Below are 20,518 nucleotides of genomic sequence, written 5' to 3'. Positions count from 1 at the left end.
ACAAAAAAAGGCCAGATATTCTGGCCTTTTTTCAATCAAACAAACAACGGCACTAACACATAGCCTTTAACTTGGTCTCTACCAAGTCAATAGCCACGGTATTTTTACCGCCCTTTGGAATAATCACATCCGCGTATTCTTTGGTCGGCTGAATAAAGCTGATGTAACCTGGGCGCACGGTGGTTTTGTACTGCTCGATCACAGACTCCAAACTACGGCCGCGCTCGACAGTATCGCGCTTAATACGGCGCAGCAAACAAATATCCAACGGTGTGTCGACAAACAGTTTTAAGTCAAAGGTGTCGCGCAGCTTCTTGTGAGAAAACAGCATGATGCCTTCGATGATGATGATCGGCGTTGGATTGATCACCACCGTCTCTGGTTTGCGCGTATGGATGGTGAAGTCGTAACAAGGCGCGTCGACACTGTTGCCCTGCTTTAGCTGCTCCAGATGCTGCTGCAGCAGGTCGTGCTCCATCGAATTGGGATGGTCGTAGTTGGTCTGTTCGCGCTCATCCATGGTCAGATGAGACTGATCGAAGTAGTAGCTGTCTTCAGAAATAACCTGAATGTGCTCAATTGGCAGTCGTTGCTTGATGGTCTTAGCCAGCAGGCTCTTGCCGGACGCCGAAGCGCCCGCGATGCCGACTAACAAGGGTCGTTGTATCGTTGCTGTCATGTCGTACTTCTTACGTTAGCTACCAATGATTACAGAGAAAGGCTGATAAACAAGCCGGCAATGGTGGCGCTCATCAGGTTAGCCAAGGTACCGGCGGCGACGGCTTTCAGGCCCAGGCTGGCAATCTCTTTTCTTCTTGATGGTGCGATCACACCCAAGCCGCCCAACAGCACCGCAATCGAGGCAAAGTTGGCAAAGCCGCACAGCGCGAAGGTGCTGATGGCTTGCGAGATCGGCTGCATCGACTCTCTCACCTGCATAAACTCACTGTAGGCGACAAACTCGTTAAGAATCAGTTTTTGCCCAATCAACGAGCCCACGGCGTTGATATCGGCAGACGGCACACCAATCAGCCAGGCAACTGGCGCAAACACATAACCCAGCATGGCTTGAATGGTGATATCCGGGTAACCAAACCAGCCGCCAATGCCGCCCACGGCGCCGTTCAACAAAGCAATCAAACTGATAAAGGCAATCAGCATGGCACCGATATTGACCGCCAACTTAAGGCCATTGCTGGCACCGGTGGCTGCGGCATCGATGGCATTGGCCGGCTGCTCTATCTCAGCCAGCTCTTCGGCGTCTTCTATGGTTTGCGGTTGCTGCGTTTCGGGAATAATGATCTTGGCCATCAACAAGCCGCCCGGTGCGGCCATAAAGCTGGCGGCAATCAAGTACTTCAGCTCCACGCCCATGGCGGCGTAACCGGCCATCACGGAGCCTGCAATCGACGCCAAGCCACCGACCATAATGGCGAACAGCTCAGAGCGGGTCATGTTCTTGATGTAAGGACGCACCACCAACGGCGCTTCGGTTTGGCTAACAAAGATGTTGGCCGTGGCCGACAACGACTCAGTCGGGCTGGTGCCCAGCAGCTTTTGCAAACCACCACCGAGCACACGAATGATGGCCTGCATGATGCCGAAGTAATACAGCACCGCCACCAAAGCGGAGAAGAACACCACAATCGGCAACACTTTAAAGGCAAACACAAAGCCGCCATTGGGGAAGACTTCAAACATCTTGCCGCTCACCAAGCCACCGAACATAAAGCCGATGCCCTCATTGGCGTAGGAGATAACATTGGCTACCGCCGAGGTCACCAAGTTCAGCGCCGTCTGGCCAGCCGGAACAAACAACACCAAGGCACCAAAGACAATCTGAATACCAAGAGCACCGAATACGACCCTCTTACTGATGGACTTTTTATGCTCAGACAACGCAAAGGCGGCTGCCAGCAATACGAGGATGCCGACCACACTCATGAGGACGCTCATGCAGATGCTCCCAGAAAAAATGATAACGAGAAGCCCCAGCATAGTAGGGCCCTTTTGGCTGGGCGCGGATTCTAACAGAAGCTCGGCCACGATTGAGCAGCGATCGCAGTAAAAGTTCAAATGGGAGGTTCGAGCGCATAAGCCAGCGCTGAACACGCAGCCGAGGCTGCACTTCATCGCTCAGCCGCCCCGGGTTACAAGCCCAAATACTGCTGTTGAACGTCATTTGAAGAGGCTCGCGCCGCTTGCTCAACCAGGTGAGTACGAGTAAGAGCGTTCGTAGACTTAGTCTTTCGACATGCGCCCAGTCGCGACCGGCTTAACGACCTTCTGATTAGACTGAACTTGCTGGCTCAGTTTGTTGCGGCTGTGCTGGCTGAGCTGTGACAGATCGCGAAACTGGTTTCTGGAGGTGTGAAAGACGGTTCTCTTCTGCAGGCCTTTGCTGTTGGTGCGCAAATAGCTTTCTTGCAATTGGGTTTTGTCACCCTTTTGAACGTTCTCCATCCGGTAGCCCGGTCGATCCATCGCCGCTTCGTAGCCGATATTGCCCACCATGCCGTGGGTTTGCGTCAGATGGCCAACGGTTTTGGTATCGGTGCGCTGCTGCAACCGCGACTGTGATTCAAAATACACACTGGGTGGCTGAGCGCTGAAATCAATCGAGAGTTTGCGCTGCTCAGTCGCCGAGGGCTTTACAGGGCCGGTGAAGCCAATCATATTTTGCGGCTGATACAGCGCTTGCTCTTTGCGACTAAAATCAGCGGTCTTTTGGCTGTACGTTTTTTCAATGGTGTCGAACACCGCCTGCTCCCTCTCCTGCTGTTTGGTGGAGGAGAAAAAACCCTGCAATTTATTGCCAAAGGTCTTGGTCGCATTGTACTGAACTTCATAGGCGTGAAACTTATTGCTCTCCGTCGCTTTATCGTAAGGGTTCTTATGTACCTTGCCTTGTACGCTGTACCACTGTCTTTTATTGCTTTGCGACATACCATTTCCACCCGCTGTGACTGATTAAACACTGGCGATAAGCCAAGCAATCTGAGTGCCACACCAAACAAGTTATAAAGCTGACAATATCGGAAACAAGGTGGGTTGATTTTGCCCCGGCTGAGTGAGTTATGGTAGGGACTCTATGCCCTCCTTGGGGCCATTTTTCACGCCGGGCGAGCAACTGAAAGCGTATATTGAAGCTGTTTCTGCCAGGTGAAAAGCAAATGGGAGTCGCCCTCGACAAGCGCGGCTTACTTGCAAGAAGTGAGCATTTTGATCTGACTTACATACAAGGTGCTTTTAGCGCAAAACCCTATGCCCTCCTTGAGGGATCTTATCCCTCACGCCGGGCCGGCGAACTCCCTGCTTTGCGCTGCACAGGCCGTGATTCCTGAACTGCCCATGCTGTGGTCGCCGCAGCGCCAACAGCCTGCATCCCGGCAGGATGTTGGCTGGTGCTGCCGTCCGGGCAGCCCCTGCGGGCACAGCCATTGCCAACTCAGGCGGCCTGCTAAGGCGCGGAAAACCTAGGCGCTAAACCGAGATTTTAGCGAGTTGGTCTAGGAGTTGGGGGTGGGTTTCTGGCTTGTTGTCGTATCGTCCGCATTTGCGGCTGGTTTAGAGCAAAGCGGAAAACCAGCTCGACAACATGCGCTTGTTAGATTATGTTGCATTAGTTCTCACTATTAAGTTTCGTGCCTTGATTTGTGTTAGCGAGTCACTGATCAACCCATTCCTTTTGTCAAACTCCGAATAAAACAAACTCCAAATCTTCTTAAATAGAGCATTTAAATTTTGACCCTGATAAGCCGGTGTTCTTGGCCACTCTCTTAACCATTTAGCAGCCATATTTACAAACAACTCTAGATTTACCGCACAAACTAAAGAAGAACAAACCTCAGCCGACTTTTGAAGCTCAGGAAAACCAATTTCTATCCTCACAGAACTCCTAGAATTTGGAAGCTCCAATTTAACTGCATTCTTTCCTGCCAGCAACCCAGCGCTATGAACAATTGCATGCCTTAATTCACATAGCTTTCCAAACTCTTCTAGCGGCGCAGCAATTTGATTAATATCTGTGACATTCACACCAATCAATTCATAAAGATTCTTCTTTACCGCCTTAGGATCAGAAAATGAAGTATTTTCAAATGCCCCTTTTTCCATTTCGCCAAAACCAATCCACGCCGTTGCCAAATTCAAACTCTTTGTTGCACTTTTTTGCTTTGCCTTTGGGCATATTGTAACAATACCAGCTAAGACTTCACGGAAGTAGTTTTCTGTTAAAGAAATCAAACCAACTAAAACAAGTGGTGGTATTGAAGGGTTTGAGGCTGCATAGCCCGGACTGATAGAACTCAAAAGTTTATTTCTTTCAATATAAAAACTATCAATTGGTGAGTTTGTCTCTGAGAAAGGGACTACATAATTAGATACATCCCCAATCGTAACAGTAGTTGCACATGCACTTACAGATTTCTTCCAATCAGCCATTAGGAAATATACTCCTCTGCTAGCTGATAGATCTTAGCAGCCCAGAAGCTACCAATCTGCGGAACAGTCCGAATCTCCTTGTGACCAATGTCGTGCAGGATATCTCGCACAAGTCTAATCCCAGATTTAGACTTAATGGATTTTATCCTGGAAGGCGTCAATGGCAACACGTCAATGCTTTCATTTACTAATTCTTCATAAATCGAAGCCGTTTTTAAAGGCGCTCCGCAATTAGAACAAAATCTGGCCTCATCACTACTCCTTTCCTCTCCACAACTTTGACAGGCTGGCATTTTTAGTTTTAGCGGTTCATTATTTTCAGGTATTAAGTAATCAGATTTGGTTCTTGTGAACTCATGAGCATTTCGACTCTTAAGCGCAATTGCAATATCATCTGTTTTAGCTGCTTTAGTAGCTAGTATCGCATTATTATCAACGAGAGCAGCCAAGTTAATAATGTAGATTTCAAACACCCCCTTTTCTCCTCTACTCACCTGGCCTTTATGGCTAGCCAAGCCAGCATATTGAAAAAAGCCTAAAATCTTCTTCAAGTCAGAACTCAGTTCCTTTTTAACTGCAATAGATATACTTTTTCTATTGATGCTTTTTTCTTTATTATAAGTTTTGATTAAGTCAATAATCCTGCCAATCACTACATCACCTTCTTCAACATAGTTAATATATGTGGGAAGCTTCTTTTCGAGCGAGGCATAAACAGCAAGTGCTCTTTTGTTACTATCCTTAACTTGAGCCATCAATTTGGTACGATTTAAAGAAATCTTATATTCAACTGAGCCACCGACTTCCTCTTCAGAGTAGAAACTTCTAACCATATTCAACAAAATTCTTGGAATTCCAAATGCTGAATAACACATTATTGTCAATAGCGACTCTTCTTTACTGAGCCTTTCATAGACTGCTTGAGGCAACCGTCTAGACAGCATTGTGGTCATGAACCACATGTAGTTATCACCTTCTGGATTCACCCATGCATTTATCTCTTCAGCATCGTGACCAACATTGAAAGTTGGAGGGAAATTTGTAACACCAGGGTATATTGCTGCTTTTGGTGAAACCCTACGATTCTTAATTTTTCTAAAAAACTCAAAAAAATCATGCTGTTGTTCTGGTGAAAATGCATGAGCCGCATCATCTAGTAGAAGTACGCACCTTGGCTTTCCCGTGATAGACATCACATAATCTATATCCTCTTCTAAATCGTACGTGGTTAATTCTATTTTTTCTTTTTCCGCCTTATCTATTTCACCCAGCTCTAGCAGACCTAGGACTTTTTTCGCAGTATCTAATTCAACCTTGAGATCTAATTGGTCTGAATAACCCATATCCTTAAAGCTGCTATAGATACCTTCGTAAATTTTCAAATACATCCACTGTGAAAACCAGAAACCACCATTTGCCTTACTTTTATATACCGGCTCCAACTTCAGAGAAGACTTAAAATTAACATATACAGGAAAAGCTCCACTAACACCTTTTTTTGAGAGCTTGTTGTACGCTTTGAGCATAAGAGTAGTTTTCCCACACCCTCGAGGTCCTGTTAGAAGTTTTGCACCTGACTGTGTCAGCCTTTTAATTATGACAGCTTCACTGGGATGATCACTAGACCACTCAATAAAGTCAGCAGGTTGTATATATTCAGCCTGCTCAATAAAAACACCGCTATTTTCCATCATATTTTTCCATCAAGCTCTGCTACTTCTACGTTTTCTTAATCAATCGACAACGTAACGCCGCGCACAGCGTCTGGCAAAGCTGGCGATTTTTGTACCGCGAAGCGCACAAAAAGTGACAGGCATGACAATCCGTTGCCGCGCTTCGTTGTGTGATTGTCTTATAGAAGCTGTTTCATAACCTTCAGTCCGATATAATAATCAAAACTATCAGCTTCAACTCCTCCACCATGAAACGTTCAACCTCAGAACTGACCGACCAACAGTGGGCACACATTGAGCCTTGTTTACCCAGCCTGCCTCGTGGCAAAGGGGGTCCCAAACCTATCAGCAATCGAGCCTGTTTCGAGGGCATTTTATGGGTCTTACGTTCAGGTGCGCGCTGGCGTGATCTACCCGAGCGCTATCCTTCACCGAGTACCTGCTGGCGCCGCCTTCAGTACTGGGAAGAGCAAGGTGCATGGGTCAAAGCCTGGCGTAAGCTTCTTCGCGTTCTGGATCAACAGTCGCGGTTAAATTGGGAAGAATCGTTTTCTGATGGTAGTTTTGCACCCGCAAAAAAAGGGGCCTCGGTGTTGGAAAAACCAAGCGTGGTAAGGGGTCGAAGTGGATGATAGTCGTCGATGGCGAAGGCATTCCAATCGGGCTGACACTTGGCTCAGCGTCACCGGCGGAGGTCAATCTGATTGAGGCTTTGTTAAATGTTTCCTATGGCAAGAGCAAGGTGAAGCGTTTGATTTACGATAAAGCGGCAGACTCTGATCCTCTGCGAATGGCGTTAAAGAAACGGGGCGTTGATCTCATTTGTCCACATCGTCGAAACAGGAGAAAAGCGCCGCTGCAAGATGGTAGAAAGCTGAGAAGGTACGACCGTCGCTGGAAAGTAGAGCGCACTTTTGCTTGGCTTGGAAATTATCGGCGATTAGTGGTTCGATGGGAAAGAAAGCTCTCAATGTATCGAGCCTTCTTTCACGCCGCCTGCATGATGATCGTGCTAAAGAAGTTGTGAAACAGCTTCTAGTCAAAACTGCAATCTTACTATGACTTAAAAATTAGGGTTACTCTCTACACCAATCACTTTAAAATGGCTTGCATAAGATTCAAACTCACTTCGAGCCTGCTCTATTGTTTCAGTGTGCGTTCGACTAGGCTTATGAACATTCACAGCACCATCAAATGGTTTGCAAAAATGACTAACAACCAATTCATAAGGAAGATGCTCAACTTCATTAGTCTGAATAATTTTTCCTTCCAGTGCGTGACTAAGTCCTTCAATAGCAAATGAATGTCTTTCTTCTATTTTTTTAGCCATACTTCTCTCCTAAATTACTCGGTTCACATAACAGATTAATAGTGTGCGTGCCTGTTTTTCCAGCTAGAACCATTCGAGCTATCTCTGCCAACCTATTGATTTACAACTGGATATCTTCCTTTCTTTCACATTCCCTCCTGGAAAAACGTGCTTGCCTACTACCCAGGCTTCAAAGTTCTGGTGCTCAAAGGCTAACTCACTGATTTATCAAGTATTTAAGCTACCACCCTGTGGGAACACAGGCAAGCCGACCGGAAAAGCGTGCCAGCTTTTCGTTACTCCAAGAAATGCACTGGTTGCATAGACAGTATCCCTTACATTGAGTCTCCAGCCATGTCTTAGCTGATTGCTCGCTCTCGCGTCTTGATTTTCAGCGCCTTAGCAGGCCACCTGAGCTGGCAAAGAAACAAGCCGAACATCCACTCCAACTCCTAGGCCAAGCCGCTCAGCTCTCGGTATCTCGCCCAGGTTTTCCGCGCCTTAGTAGGCCGCCTGAGTTGGCAATGACTGTGCCCGCAGGGGCTGCCCGGACGGCAGCACCAACAAAAGGCCTACAGGGACGTAGGCTTTTTGTGATGCGGCGACCACAGCATTGTTAACGAAGGATAAAAGGCCTGCGCAGCGCAAAGCAGGGAGCTCGCCCGCCCGGCGTGAGGGATAAGATCCCTCAAGGAGGGCATAGGGTTTGGCGCTAAGAGCATCTTGATACACAAGCACGGCCAAAATGCTCACTTACTACCTATAAATTGCGCTTGTCGAGGATGGCTCCCGCTCGCTTTTTGCCTGTCAGAAACTGCCTCGGATCGCTCGCCCGGCACGAGGTTGAATAAGGGCATAGGATTTGACGATAAAAGCCCCTTTGCTTACCTCCCCTCCACCACCGGCATCTGCCCCTGAAGCTCTGGCATGAGCGCCATGCGCTCGCGCAAAAAATCACGCAAGCGCCGGGCGCGTGCGGTGAGCAATTTACCATCCGGCCAGACGGCAAAAATATCGCGCATGGGGCCGCGCCAGTTGGGCAATAACGGTTCCACCTGGCCTGCGGCCAATGCCGGGCCCATTTCACTAAAGGGCAATAATGCGATGCCCATGTCACTGGCCACCAGCTCGCTGGCCATGACGATGTTGCTGACTTGCGTGGCAGGCTTGGGCCGCAATTCCATCTGCTGCGCACCGTCGCTCATGCGCCACACCGGTATGTGTTCAAACACAATCAAACGCTGTTCGTGTAACTCACGCGGATGCTCGGGCAGTGTGCCCGCTTGGCGCAAAGTCTGGGCCAGCCCTTGGCCGATAAACAGCCCGGTTGATACCTGCCCCAAGCGCTGCTGCGTCAGGCCTGAGTCCGCTTGAGGGCCAATGCGCACGGCCAAGTCCACCTGCTTGGCTTGCAAGTCGATGATCTGGTTGGTGAGCAGCATGTTCAGCTCAATGTCTGGGTAGGCGCATACGAAGTCGCGCAATACGGGGCGCAGTGGCCCGATCGACAAGGTACTGGAAGCGCTCAATGTCAGCGGCCCGCTGAGTTCGTGATTTTGCTGTTGCAGTTGTTGCAGCGCGTTATCCCAATCGTCCATGCGCTGGGCAAACGCTTGGTAATACGCCTCGCCCGCCTGGCTCAGTTGAAAGCGCCACGCCGAGCGGTAAATCAGGGTCACACCCAAACGCTGTTCCAGCTTTTTCAGCCGCCGGCTGATGGTGGCCAGCGGGACGCCCTCACGCTGCGATAAAGACACCAAACTGCCTGCCCGTACCAAGCTGACAAACAGCGACAGGTCGTCAAATGATGATTCCATATTTGAAAATATAGCTTCTATTTTTACCGGTTATTTTCAAACAGAGAGTGTCATAAAGTCTAGGGCACCTCTGAATAATTCTGCACAGCTCTGCGCGAGTGCAGCAGGCTTTCAGAACAAGGCGGCGATGGCAGGAAATGGTCAGCCCTTTTCAACATCGCCAACGACGTTATGAAAGCCTGCCGCCCGCGCCCGAAGGGGAACACCAGAGAGCCCCAGCTCTATGTCGCCGATTTTTGCTGTAGCCCCCTGGTGATCCAGAGCCGGCAGCGAATTATTCAGAGGCGCCCTAAGTAATCCACAATGCATCTTCCAGGAGTCATTATGAAACAGCGCCTCGCCTTCACTTTCGCTATGTCGTTGACCTTGTCCGGCTTTATGTCTTGCTGGGTGACGTTTTTAAATCTTGGTTTGGTGCCGGACTTTTTCGCCCGCTGGGGCCACGCCTTTGCCCTAGCCTGGCCGGTGGCCGCGACCATTTCGTTTTTATTTGGTCCTAGAGTGCAGCGTTGGGCACAAAAATTTGCATAACAGGGCGCATTGCCATTCGCGCTTTGCAATGACAGCGCGGTCCCTAGCAGCCTGCGGTGATTGAGCCTATCTGTGGCGGCAGGCCATCATCCGGGTTGAAGTAATAAGCGAAGCAATCGTCCGCTAGGCGATAGCCTTGTGGCCAAATCATTACCAGGCGGTCGGCGTTGGAGCGCAGGCCGCTCACGTAAGCGGCCGGACGTTGGCGCCCAACGCCACACAAATCGTTGGCGGTGCATTCACTGCCGACGGGGGTAAAACTGATGGTTCGGCCAATGTCCAACACATAGCGCCAGGCGCCATTCCAGAAGCCTTCTAAATAGCCGCCTTCGATAGGGATCGACTGGCCGTTTAACGCAACATTGCCATCCTCAACGCCTTCGATCAGCGCCTGAGCATGAAACAAGGCCGATGTCGCTGCCATGGCCCCGGCCACTTGCTCGATCACAGCGACGCGAGCCTCACGTTCGGCATCCATAAACCTGGGGACAACAAACGCCGCTAAAACGCCCAGCACCACGACTACAACGATCAGCTCAATCAGGGTAAACCCATCTGTACTCGGTTGTTTCGACATCATCACCCCACAGCAAAATGAGTGGCCGTCCACATGCGGCGCGAGCAGGCATCAAAACGCCCAATGCAGCCCTTATGCGACAAAACCGCTGTTGTCTCAATGCTATGCAATGTACGCACCAGACTCAGGCACCGCAATGCGTGATATCACCCATGGTCATTTTGCGGGTGTTTTGCCGAGTCGGTTGCACACGCTGCTCACTCGGGCTGCTATGATCAGCGTTTTTCAAGGAGTCGATCATGCATTCAGCCCGTTCAATCCTGGCATACAGCGCAGTCATTGTGGCCGCTGTGCTGCTCGCATCGTGCGCCACCCTCAATCAGGTGGTACAGAAACCACAAGCCAAAGTCAGCGGCGTCAGCATCGCTGAGCTGTCGGTCAAACAAGTGACGCTCGACGTACTGGTAGATGTCTACAACCCCAACCCAGTGGCACTGAACACCGAGTCGCTGACGCTCAATTTGAGTGTCAATGAGCACTCACTGGCGAGCCTGCAACGCTCAGATTACCGCCACAGCATCGCTGCCAAAGGCAATAGCCAAATCACCTTGCCACTGACATTAACCTTTGACGAGCTGCGCAAACTGGCCAGCAGCATGGAAGATAAAGACACCCTGAACTACGGCATCGAAGGCGAGGTTGGCTTTAAGTTGCCGGTGATTGGTGTGTTGGTACTGCCGCTGGAATACAAGGGCGAATTGCCGATTCCTAAGTGGCCGACAGTGGCGATTGAGGACGTCAAGGTCAAGCAGTTCAGCTTTAGCGGCATCGAACTGGAAGCCGAGCTCAAGCTCAGCAACCCGAACGCCTTTGACTTGGACTTAAAGCAGTTTAACTACCAGCTGAATGCCGCCAGCAAAACCATCGGCAGCAGCCGTTTGAGCGGTGTATCCCTGCCCGCTGGTAGCACCGAAACCGTGATCGTACCGTTTTCACTGAGCCTGTCTGAGTTGGGCAATAGCTTGGTGAAACTGCTGCGCAGCAAAGACCCAGTGACCTTCGAGCTGTTGGGTGATATGGACATTCAACCGCAGCTACCGGCCTGGAAGCCACAGCCCTTTAGCTTTAGCCAAACGAAAGACATTTCACTGTAGGGAGCCGCTAACACCCCTAGTTCTCAACATGGCTTCGCTTAGCAATCTTCTCCGAGGTTTTAGAGGCCCCTGAAAACAAAAAAACCCGTCAAACGACGGGTTTTTTTATGCTGCTAATACAGCATCAATCGCGAACTTCACCAGCCTTTGGATCGTTAAAGATGCCTTCGTCCAGCGCGCCTTCGCTGTGCGCCACAATGGTCGACACCGCCGCATCACCCGTCACGTTTACAGCCGTGCGCAGCATATCGAGCAAGCGGTCAACGCCGATAATCAGCGCAATGCCCTCAGCTGGCAGACCCACTTGGTTCAGTACCATGGCCAGAGTCACCAGGCCAACACCCGGTACACCTGCGGTACCAATCGACGCCAACATGGCCGTTAATACCACCAGCAGGTAGTCGACCATGCTCAGGTCCTGAGCAAAGGCCTGCGCGATAAATACCGTCGCTACCCCCTGCATAATGGCGGTACCGTCCATATTGATGGTGGCACCCATAGGTACGGCAAACGAAGCCACACGGTTATCCACGCCCAAGCGCTCTTCTACGGTACGCAAAGTGACCGGAATGGTCGCACCACTGGACGCAGTGCTGAAGGCAAACATTTGCACGCCGCGCATTTTCGACAAGAAACGCAGCGGCGACAAGCCAGTCAGACCACGCAGCATCAGAGGATAGACAATGGTCATGTGCATCGCCAGCACCAGAATGACGGTGAACATATACAGCACCAGCTGGCCCACAGTGCCCAGACCTTCGCTGGCGAACAGGTTGAACAGCAACGCAAAGACACCATAAGGCGCGAAGTGCATGATGATCTCTACCAGCTTCATCATCGCTTCGTTCCAATCTTCAAAGTGCGCAGCCAAACGTTTGCCAGGCTCACCGGCACGGCCAATGGCGGTGCCCACCAAAATGGCGAACACAATTACCTGCAACATGCTGGCGTTGGCCATAGCCGCAATACCGTTGGTCGGTACCAGTGCGACAAACACATCCAGCAATGACGATGCTGGCGGCGGAGTAAAGTTGGTGTCGGTCGGCAGGTCGATGCCTTCACCTGGCGCAATGATGGTGGCCATAGTCAACGCAATCGAAATAGCGATACCTGTGGTCACCAAATACAATACGATGGTTTTTAAGCTCAAACGGCCAAGGCTGCTCTGGTCACGCAATGCACCCACACCGCACACCAGAGAAACAAATACCAGTGGCACCACCAGCAGCTTTAGGCCAGCCACAAAGACTTTACCCATCCAAGCGAATACGCCACCGACCAGCAGAGTATTTAAAAACCAGTCAATCGACTCGGGCAGTGTCGTGGTGTTCATCCACTGCGCCAGACTTCCTAAGACGATGGCCAATACCATGGCAATCACAATGCGATGCGTTAGTGGCATAGCTTCTCCTAATTATTATTAGTCATGGTTAACTGTTACTTACACGCAACCAGCTATTCGAAAAAATACTTACCATACCCTGTAAAAAAACACATAAAACCCCGCACCCCCATCGAGCACTTCGAAAATTGTATGCGGATTTATCTGATCAAACCAACGTAAAGCCACCAAGCATCACCAGAAAAAATGACGACGATTTGCGGCAATTTGAGCGATTTACAGACGTGTTTTTTCGCAAAGGCGTGAGATACTACGACAAACTTATACTCAGGGCCAAGCCCGTAGAATAAATGGCAGGAAAAAGAGTCTTTTAACTGAGGCTCACACCAAGGCTGATAAACCACGCCGGAAAATAGATACGCACGTACTAAACTATTCACCAAAAACCATGCGCCAGAAGCCGTGTCAGAAACCATGCACAAGAAACCATAGCCAGCAGAGCAGTTTCTGACAGCGATTGGTTAAATTAACACGCGGCTATATCAGAGGATAAAACGGATAATAACGCTGGAACTCGGCCAGGCTGAATTCTTCAACGATGGGTTGATAAAATTCTGGCCGCCGCGCACGGCGGGCATCCAACCCTTGATAGTTCAGTAGCGCCAAACAATCCAAACACAGCTCAGCCTGACGCGACCATGAGTGAGTGCCGCAGTGAATGTTTTGCCCCTGATTGCGCAAGTGTTGTACCTCGTCGCAATGGGCCAAATGAATACGATCGTCGGCTTGCAGCCAAACACGCGAATTTTTCAGCGCCAGAGTTTTGTCTTTCAGCGCGCGGGTGTGGCTGGCTGAGGTATGCAATTGCCCCAGCTCCAGCGCTTCGCGCTCAGCGTAGGTGAGCTGCTTTTGCGGATCAAACAGCTGAAAGTCACCGAGGTAGTCGGCGCCCATTTGTCGGCGCAGCAGGTTCAGTGCCGGGTCGTCGAGAAAGTCCAGCAGCTTCACTACAGCACCTCGTCCAAAATGGTGGCAATGCGGCCTTCGGCATCGGTGCGTACACGAAACTCCACCCGCCGTGAGCGTTGCTCGTTTTCGGCGCCATCGTCATTGCGTACCACCTTGGCCGACGATAAGCCGTTCGCCGTCAGATGGCGAATCAGCCAGTGCTTATCCTCAGCAACAGCAGGCAAGCCAAGCACAAAGGCCAAGGTTGAGCGCGTCCGTTCTTGCGATAAATCCATATTGCGGATGTAGGCCTCGTCCTCGCTGTCGGCGCCAAACCAAGCGCTGGAAGTGTGGCCTTCGATGCGCACCTCAAGGATGTCATCACGGTATTGGGATTGGGTAATGATGCGCACATAGCGCGGAAAGAAGTCTGCCAAAATGGCCTGGAACTCTTGCTTGAGTTCCGCTTCACCGCGGTCAAACAACACATCGGTGTTGTTGAAACGAAACGCCAAGTCTTTATCCAGCTCAGCGCCCCAGCGCGCCATGTCCGGGGCAAACTCTTGCTGCAAATCTTCGTACAGCTGGGTGCGCAAGGTGTCGTAGAGGATGGCAACATCACGCACCTTATTGCGCTCAATCTCGACGTTGATCATAAACACCACCGAGATCAACATGAACACCATCATCAAACCGGCCATCAGGTCCGATACCGCGACCCAATGCCCTTCCTGCTCTGGCGGACGTTCCAGCTCGTCGCTATTCATCGATTTGCTCGGCTATCTTGACCAGTTGCTGCAGCCGTTTGGTGAGCGGTGTGTAATCACTCACAAACTTCTCAGACAGTGCTGTTAGCTGCATACCGAAAGATTTTAACGCGCGGTTCAGCTCTTCTTCCATGCCTTCATCCAGCACCGTCATCTGCCGCTCAACCCGCTCACCCAAGCGCTGCAATTGCTGCAAGCTCTGCTGTTGCTGTTGCTGCAGTTGTTCCTGACTGTTGCTGAGCTGCTGCTGCAGCTGGGTTTCTACATTGCGCTGCAACTTACCCAGCTCTTCCACCGCCCAGCGCTGCTGCGCTTGCAGCGCATCCGACATGCCTTGGGTTAACGCCAATACACGCTCTTCCAACTTGGGCAAACCATCGGTGGCGCTGTTGACCAGTTCGGCCAATGAGCTGAGCTGTGACTGCAAGTTTTGACGCTGCGCTTCCAGGCCATTGAGCAGGTCCTGCAAGGATTCTGAAATGCCATTAAAGGCATTGGCGTGGCGCACCATGTATTCGAACGCTTCACTGGCTTCACGCATACTGGCAGCGGTGCGTTCCTGCTCACCGATAAGTTCATTGAGTTGTTGCTTGTACTGCTTTTGCCAATCCAGCATGGCCAGCACCGACTCGTTCAGTCGCTTAAAGTTGTCGCCATACTGCTCATTGATTTTGGTGTTGAACTCGCGCATCACGGTTTCGATGGCTTCGATCAGCGCCTTGGCATTCGCTTCGGCCATGCGCTCTTGATAACTTTCCAGGCTGACCGCAATGCGGTCCAACTGCGTCATCATGGCGCTGTGCTGGCTGCGCAGTTGCTGCGGTAATGCATCATCACCGTCAAACTGCTGCGCTAGGTATTTTAGCGAGGCGTCTAGGTCGTCGATGTTGGCCAGCCGCTTGGCCTCTTGTTTGCCTCGCCGAGTTTGGCTCATCACGTGGCGAATCTTCAGCGTCAACGCGCCCAGCAAACCAACAATGGACGACCAAAAGGCGGTTTTAAGCCCGTCCATCAGCTTGGGAACACTGCCTTGAATGTCGGCGGTGTCGAAATGCCAAAGGCCTAACGCCACCCCCAAAAACGTTCCAAAGATACCGATACTGGTGAGAATATTGGGCGCCACCTCAGCCGTACGACTGGAGTAGCGAAAGGTGTGAAAATACAGGGTTAAGACTGTTATCAACGCCATCAGGCCGAGGGTCCAAGCCGAGAATTGGGCCGTCATATACGTGTTCCCACCACAGTTATTCCTAACTATTCTAGTGCATCTTTATGTATTCGCAGGTTTGGCTATAAGACAGCGCCAACCACCGCCGAGCCAGCATACGAAGCCTACCCTGCCTGAATCAATCCTCAAGAGTATTGAAAGTTCTTCAGCAATCATGCCGCAGAACTAGCCCCTATTTGCCTGCCTTCATCAATCGGCCGCCCGGCCAACGACGACGGCATTTGCGCCAATTTCAAACGACCGTTTACAATCCAGACTATGACTGTCAGCTATTGAACATCGGCGTCGCTGACATGACTAACCACTTCCTACTGTGACACATTGAGGTACACACCTATGTCAACTGGCATCTGGATTTTGCTGCTGCTGACGACCCTACTGGGCTTGGCTTACAAACGCAGTAACTTGAAAACCGCCGCCGTGGCGATGGCCGCTTTTACCCTACTGAGCTTCCTATTGGGCGCGGCAGGCCTGATTAAAGTACTGGCGATTGCCTTCGCTGCCGTGTTTGCCGTGCTGAGCCGTGACCAGTTCCGTGCCAACACCGTTACCCGTCCGATTTTTGCCATCTATAAAAAGTTGTTGCCGCAAATGTCGGATACCGAAAAAACCGCGTTAGAAGCCGGCACCGTGTGGTGGGATGGCGAGCTGTTTGCTGGCAAGCCAGATTGGCACAAGTTGATCAACCACCCCAACCCGACGCTGGCCCCAGAGGAGCAAGCCTTCCTCGACAACCAGGTGGAAACCTTGTGCTCCATGGTCGATGAGTGGGAGATCAGCGAAAACGGCGATATGTCGAAAGAAGTGTGGGACTACATCAAGAACGAACGCTTCTTCTCCATGATCATTCCGAAAGAATACGGTGGCCTGGGTTTCTCCGCACAAGCGCAAGCGGCCATTTTGCAAAAGATCTCTGGCCTGTCTGGCGCAGTATTCTCCACCGTGGGTGTCCCTAACTCATTAGGCCCAGGTGAGCTGCTGCTGAAGTACGGCACGCAAGAGCAAAAAGATCATTATTTGCCGCGCCTGGCCGATGGTCGTGAGATTCCGTGTTTTGGCCTCACCGGTCCTCGCGCAGGCTCTGACGCCACCTCTCTGCCGGATACCGGCGTGGTGTGCAAAGGTGAATGGGAAGGCAAAGAAGTGGTGGGCATTAAGCTCAACTTCTCTAAGCGTTACATCACCCTGGCGCCCGTGGCGACCGTGGTGGGCCTGGCCTTCCGCATGTTTGACCCAGACAAACTGATCGGCGATGACTACGACATCGGCATCACCGTGGCGCTGCTGCCACGTCAACTGAAAGGCATGGACATCGGCAATCGTCACAAGCCGATTGGTTCGCCGTTTATGAACGGCCCTATCGTCGGTAAAGACGTATTTATCCCACTCGACTTCATCATTGGTGGTGCCGATAACGCTGGTAAAGGCTGGCGCATGCTGGTTGAGTGCTTGTCAGTCGGCCGCTGCATTACCTTGCCATCCTCAGGTGCCGGTGGTGGTAAGTACGGCATCGCCGCCGCTGGTGCGTATGCACGTATTCGCCGTCAGTTTGGTGTGCCCATCGCCAAGTTAGAAGGCGTGCAAGACTCCCTCGCCCGCATCGCTGGCAACGCCTACATTTCAGCGGCGGCATCGCGCATCACCGCCATTGCCATCGACCAGGGCGAAAAGCCGTCCGTACCGTCGGCCATTTTGAAGTACAACCTGACCGAAGCAGCGCGTGAAATCGCCCTCGACAGCATGGACATCCATGGTGGTAAAGCGGTTATTCGTGGCCCAGGTAACTACATCGAAAGCGGCTATTCCTCGGTGCCAGTGGCCATTACGGTGGAAGGTGCCAACATTCTGACTCGTTCGATGATCACCTTCGGTCAGGGCGCGATTCGCTGCCATCCGTATGTGCTGCCAGAAATGGAAGCCGCTGCAGAGAACGATTTAAAAGCCTTCGACAAGGCCCTGTTCGGTCACTTCGGCTTCATCTTCTCCAATTTGTCGCGCTCTCTGCTGCTGAGCCTGAGCGGTGCTGCCTTTACCTCGGTACCGGTATCTGGGCCGACGAAAAAGTACTACCAGCAAATCAACCGCTATGCGGCCAATTTTGCGCTGACCGTCGACATGTGCATGTTCTCGCTCGGTGGAGAGCTCAAGTTCCGTGAACTGATTTCTGCGCGCTTGGCCGACATGTTGTCGAAGCTGTACCTGGCGTCGCTGACGCTGAAGCATTGGGAAGACCAAGGCCGTAACCGCGACGATTTGGTGCTGGTGGATTACGCCATGGCCAAACTGTTCTCCGAGTTTGAAGCCGCCCAAGCCGGCGTGGCCAAGAATCTGCCAATGCGCCCGGTTGGCTGGGCACTGAAACTGTTGACGTTGCCACTGGGACGTCGCACACAGCAGCCATCGGATCGCATGATCGCCAAGATTGTTGACCTCACCAGCGCTGCGACAGAAACGCGTGAGCGCCTGATCGAAGGCATTTACCGTGGCGACAACGGTAAAAACCCACTGGCAAAATACGATTCTCTGTTGGCCCGTGCCGATCAGGCTGAGCCGATTTACAAGAAAATTGGCGATGCTCTGAAAGCCGGCAAATACGACGAGTCCAACCTGACCATCGAAGGCCGCATTACTGATGGCGTCGAACTGGGGGTATTAACCCAGGACGAAGCCGACTTTATGCTGGCGTTTGAAAAGGACGTGCTCGACATGATCAATGTCGATGACTTCCCGCTTGAGCACTTTGGCCCGGTGGCCATCAAACACGATGCACCGACCGCCAAGAAGACCAGTCGGCGCAAACCGAAAGCCGATACCAGCGAAGCGGTGACGGAAGAATAATCACCGCTGTGCCCAAAGCCCCCTCCGGCCAAGCCTGAGGGGGCTTTTTTGTGACCTGAGTCTGCGCCACTCGGTTGGCCGCTGCCCAGCAGGCTGGTATGTTGCAAAGATTAAGACGACGGAGAACAGCCATGTTGATCAGCAATATGGAAGTGGTACCAGGCAAGAAAATCGTCCAGCACCTGGGGCTGGTGCAAGGCAGCACGGTGCGCGCCAAGCATGCTGGCCGCGATATTATGGCGGGCCTGAAAAACATCTTTGGCGGCGAGCTCAAAGGCTACACCGAACTGCTGCACGATTCGCGTGAAGAAGCGATGGAGCGATTGCAGCAACAAGCACAAGCGCTGGGCGCCAACGCCGTTATCAACGTGCGCTTTTCAACCTCGTCGATTGCCGCCGGTGCATCAGAAATTTTTGTCTATGGCACGGCCGTGGTGGTGGAGGATCGCTAATGGACCTCATCGTCTTCCTGGTGCTGCTGGCATTGGGATTCTTTTTTGGCCGCATGGCCGAGTCGCGCCACTACAAACGCATTCGTAACCGCGAGCGTGCTTACCGGCGCTTATTGGTCATGCCGCAGCGTATTCCACCGATTGAATTTGCGCGCCATGACAGCACCTTGGTGACCGGCAGTGTGGTGATTTCAGTGGACTATTTCAAAACCGTCGCCGCAGGCCTCAGAACCCTATTCGGCGGTCGTGTTGGCGCCTACGAAAGCCTGCTCGATCGCGCCCGCCGCGAAGCCGTACTGCGACTGCAAGAAGACGCCAAACGCGTCGGAGCAGACGCGGTGTACAACCTCAAGTTTGAAACTTCACGCATTGGTCAAAATGCCGGCAACGCCCTTGGCTCTGTGGAAGTACTGGCCTATGGCACAGCGCTGATGCCCACTCAAGCAATGCGTGAACAGCGCATCGCGCAACGCAATCAGGCGCACTGATGTCGCAGCGCCCTCATGAAAACCCGATCCTGCCAGATCAGATCAACAATGCGCACGAACACCCGCTAAAAGATTTTGTCATTTTAATGGCGGCGGTGATCGCCATCATTGTGGCTCTGACCTGGGCACTGGCCGCCAGCGCCTCTTGGTTAGCCCCCAAGGTGCCGTTTCGCTGGGAAAGCGGCTGGTTTGAGCCACAACATTTCATGCAGCTAAGCCCCGACCAACTGGCGGTACAAAGCGAGCTGCAACAATTGATGGATAAACTGCTGCAAGGTGAGGATGCCCTGCCGGTGCATGTGCATTACTTGGCTGACGAAGGCACGCCCAATGCCTTTGCCACTCTCGGTGGTAACATTTTTGTGACCCACGGCTTACTTGAGGCGGTGCAATCAGAAAATGGCTTGGCCATGGTACTCGCCCATGAATACGCCCATGTGCACCAACGCCATCCCATGATTCTATTGTTGGAACAGTTATCGCTTAGCCTGATAGTTAATCTCTCGGGCGCGGCAGACGTCGGCAGCTGGGTCAGCCAACAATCGTCCATGCTGACATTACTGGCCTTTAGCCGCGATATGGAACGCAGCGCCGATGCCTATGCTCTCGAACGCTTGCAGTCGGTCTACGGTCACAGCCGCGGTGCCGATGAGTTTTTTCAACATGTATTGACACAAGAAAGCCACTGGCAGCAGTTTTTACAGACCCACCCGCTGACCAGTGAGCGCCTAGCGCATATTGAAAGCCAGCCAGGCTATGGCGAATTAACGCCGCTGCCAGAGAAGCTAACCATCAGCCGCTGAACAGACTCGAATATCTGGTAAGTTAATCACAACTTTATCCATTGCCCGACGATCAAGGCTCCAGTACTATCTCGGTGTAAAGTTAAGTCAACAACGCAGGGATGGGATGCCCAGCGCAGCATATGGATGAATGCACCATATTTTCATGCCTTAGCCGCTGCTTCCTATCAGGCTCTTGAACTCACCAAGCGTTTCTGCTCACTTCAAA

20 protein-coding genes and 1 pseudogene are annotated in these 20,518 nt (G+C 51.7%); 8 read left to right on the top strand and 13 right to left on the bottom strand.

Annotation, left to right across the window (positions count from 1 at the left end; genetic code table 11):
* Positions 1 to 52: 52 nt before the first annotated feature.
* The 5 genes from udk to CHH28_RS10340 all read right to left on the bottom strand — a co-directional run bounded on the left by udk (position 53) and on the right by CHH28_RS10340 (position 6,137).
* Positions 53 to 679 (bottom strand): uridine kinase, encoded by a 627-nt coding sequence (gene udk, locus CHH28_RS10360; RefSeq protein WP_094060239.1) that lies wholly within the window; start codon positions 677 to 679, stop codon positions 53 to 55.
* Positions 680 to 708: 29 nt separating this feature from the next.
* The gene (locus tag CHH28_RS10355) at positions 709 to 1,956 is read right to left on the bottom strand and encodes a NupC/NupG family nucleoside CNT transporter (RefSeq protein ID WP_094060238.1); all 1,248 of its coding nucleotides are present in this window, start codon (positions 1,954 to 1,956) and stop codon (positions 709 to 711) included.
* Positions 1,957 to 2,241: 285 nt separating this feature from the next.
* Entirely contained in the window at positions 2,242 to 2,946 is a 705-nt protein-coding gene (locus CHH28_RS10350; protein ID WP_094060237.1) for a hypothetical protein, read from the bottom strand.
* Positions 2,947 to 3,612: 666 nt separating this feature from the next.
* Positions 3,613 to 4,443 (bottom strand): hypothetical protein, encoded by an 831-nt coding sequence (locus CHH28_RS10345; protein ID WP_094060236.1) that lies wholly within the window; start codon positions 4,441 to 4,443, stop codon positions 3,613 to 3,615.
* Complete coding sequence (locus CHH28_RS10340; RefSeq protein ID WP_157729870.1) at positions 4,443 to 6,137, bottom strand: zinc ribbon domain-containing protein; 1,695 nt, start codon at positions 6,135 to 6,137, stop codon at positions 4,443 to 4,445. The genes CHH28_RS10345 and CHH28_RS10340 overlap by 1 nt, the downstream gene beginning before the upstream one ends.
* A gap of 227 nt (positions 6,138 to 6,364) precedes the next feature.
* Here CHH28_RS10340 and CHH28_RS20630 point away from each other — a divergent pair, with 227 nt between their 5' ends.
* Together CHH28_RS20630 and CHH28_RS10330 are read left to right on the top strand one after the other, a co-directional pair.
* Positions 6,365 to 6,748: a transposase gene (locus CHH28_RS20630; protein WP_094058567.1), complete on the top strand. Its 384-nt coding sequence runs from the start codon at positions 6,365 to 6,367 to the stop codon at positions 6,746 to 6,748.
* A pseudogene (locus CHH28_RS10330) lies at positions 6,715 to 7,143 on the top strand (IS5 family transposase); the annotation flags it as partial. The gene CHH28_RS20630 and the pseudogene CHH28_RS10330, both read left to right, overlap by 34 nt.
* A 36-nt stretch (positions 7,144 to 7,179) precedes the next feature.
* Here CHH28_RS10330 and CHH28_RS10325 read toward each other — a convergent pair.
* Complete coding sequence (locus CHH28_RS10325) at positions 7,180 to 7,446, bottom strand: hypothetical protein (protein ID WP_094060234.1); 267 nt, start codon at positions 7,444 to 7,446, stop codon at positions 7,180 to 7,182.
* An 863-nt stretch (positions 7,447 to 8,309) separates the two neighbouring features.
* On the bottom strand, positions 8,310 to 9,242 hold the full coding sequence (locus CHH28_RS10320) for a LysR family transcriptional regulator (RefSeq protein ID WP_094060233.1): 933 nt from the start codon (positions 9,240 to 9,242) through the stop codon (positions 8,310 to 8,312).
* 324 nt (positions 9,243 to 9,566) lie between these two features.
* Between CHH28_RS10320 and CHH28_RS10315 the strand changes: the two genes are divergently transcribed.
* Positions 9,567 to 9,773 carry a DUF2798 domain-containing protein gene (locus CHH28_RS10315; RefSeq protein WP_094060232.1) on the top strand — a complete coding sequence of 69 codons (207 nt, stop codon included), beginning with the start codon at positions 9,567 to 9,569 and terminating at the stop codon, positions 9,771 to 9,773.
* A 43-nt stretch (positions 9,774 to 9,816) separates the two neighbouring features.
* Here the strand turns inward: CHH28_RS10315 and CHH28_RS20385 are convergent, their stop codons facing one another.
* Entirely contained in the window at positions 9,817 to 10,350 is a 534-nt protein-coding gene (locus CHH28_RS20385) for a prepilin-type N-terminal cleavage/methylation domain-containing protein (RefSeq protein ID WP_157729869.1), read from the bottom strand.
* A gap of 239 nt (positions 10,351 to 10,589) precedes the next feature.
* On the opposite strand from CHH28_RS20385, the gene CHH28_RS10305 reads away from it, so the two are divergent.
* Positions 10,590 to 11,444, top strand: coding sequence for an LEA type 2 family protein (locus CHH28_RS10305; RefSeq protein ID WP_094060230.1), 855 nt, complete (start codon positions 10,590 to 10,592; stop codon positions 11,442 to 11,444).
* Between the two features lie 124 nt (positions 11,445 to 11,568).
* On the opposite strand, the gene CHH28_RS10300 is transcribed toward CHH28_RS10305, so the two are convergent.
* The 5 genes from CHH28_RS10300 to CHH28_RS10285 all read right to left on the bottom strand — a co-directional run bounded on the left by CHH28_RS10300 (position 11,569) and on the right by CHH28_RS10285 (position 15,726).
* Positions 11,569 to 12,846: a dicarboxylate/amino acid:cation symporter gene (locus CHH28_RS10300; RefSeq protein ID WP_094060229.1), complete on the bottom strand. Its 1,278-nt coding sequence runs from the start codon at positions 12,844 to 12,846 to the stop codon at positions 11,569 to 11,571.
* A gap of 140 nt (positions 12,847 to 12,986) precedes the next feature.
* A complete protein-coding gene (locus tag CHH28_RS19880) occupies positions 12,987 to 13,262 on the bottom strand; it encodes a hypothetical protein (protein ID WP_157729868.1) in 276 nt (91 codons plus the stop codon).
* A 61-nt stretch (positions 13,263 to 13,323) separates the two neighbouring features.
* The gene (locus CHH28_RS10295; protein ID WP_094060228.1) at positions 13,324 to 13,794 is read right to left on the bottom strand and encodes a hypothetical protein; all 471 of its coding nucleotides are present in this window, start codon (positions 13,792 to 13,794) and stop codon (positions 13,324 to 13,326) included.
* Positions 13,794 to 14,501 carry an OmpA/MotB family protein gene (locus CHH28_RS10290; RefSeq protein WP_094060227.1) on the bottom strand — a complete coding sequence of 236 codons (708 nt, stop codon included), beginning with the start codon at positions 14,499 to 14,501 and terminating at the stop codon, positions 13,794 to 13,796. The genes CHH28_RS10295 and CHH28_RS10290 overlap by 1 nt, the downstream gene beginning before the upstream one ends.
* On the bottom strand, positions 14,494 to 15,726 hold the full coding sequence (locus CHH28_RS10285; RefSeq protein WP_094060226.1) for a hypothetical protein: 1,233 nt from the start codon (positions 15,724 to 15,726) through the stop codon (positions 14,494 to 14,496). The genes CHH28_RS10290 and CHH28_RS10285 overlap by 8 nt, the downstream gene beginning before the upstream one ends.
* A 339-nt stretch (positions 15,727 to 16,065) precedes the next feature.
* On the opposite strand from CHH28_RS10285, the gene CHH28_RS10280 reads away from it, so the two are divergent.
* The 4 genes from CHH28_RS10280 (at position 16,066) to CHH28_RS10265 (ending at position 20,310) form a co-directional block, all read left to right on the top strand.
* A complete protein-coding gene (locus CHH28_RS10280; RefSeq protein WP_199243884.1) occupies positions 16,066 to 18,567 on the top strand; it encodes an acyl-CoA dehydrogenase in 2,502 nt (833 codons plus the stop codon).
* A 131-nt stretch (positions 18,568 to 18,698) separates the two neighbouring features.
* Positions 18,699 to 19,019 (top strand): YbjQ family protein, encoded by a 321-nt coding sequence (locus CHH28_RS10275; RefSeq protein WP_094060225.1) that lies wholly within the window; start codon positions 18,699 to 18,701, stop codon positions 19,017 to 19,019.
* On the top strand, positions 19,019 to 19,507 hold the full coding sequence (locus CHH28_RS10270) for a YbjQ family protein (protein WP_094060224.1): 489 nt from the start codon (positions 19,019 to 19,021) through the stop codon (positions 19,505 to 19,507). Before CHH28_RS10275 ends, CHH28_RS10270 begins: the two co-directional genes overlap by 1 nt.
* Positions 19,507 to 20,310 (top strand): M48 family metallopeptidase, encoded by an 804-nt coding sequence (locus CHH28_RS10265; RefSeq protein WP_094060223.1) that lies wholly within the window; start codon positions 19,507 to 19,509, stop codon positions 20,308 to 20,310. Before CHH28_RS10270 ends, CHH28_RS10265 begins: the two co-directional genes overlap by 1 nt.
* Positions 20,311 to 20,518: the final 208 nt, after the last annotated feature.

The sequence above is a fragment of the Bacterioplanes sanyensis genome (assembly GCF_002237535.1).
In the GTDB taxonomy this organism is placed as follows: domain Bacteria; phylum Pseudomonadota; class Gammaproteobacteria; order Pseudomonadales; family Oceanobacteraceae; genus Bacterioplanes; species Bacterioplanes sanyensis_A.
Note: the sequence above shows the minus strand (reverse complement) of the source record. Positions and strands in the feature narration are given on the sequence as shown.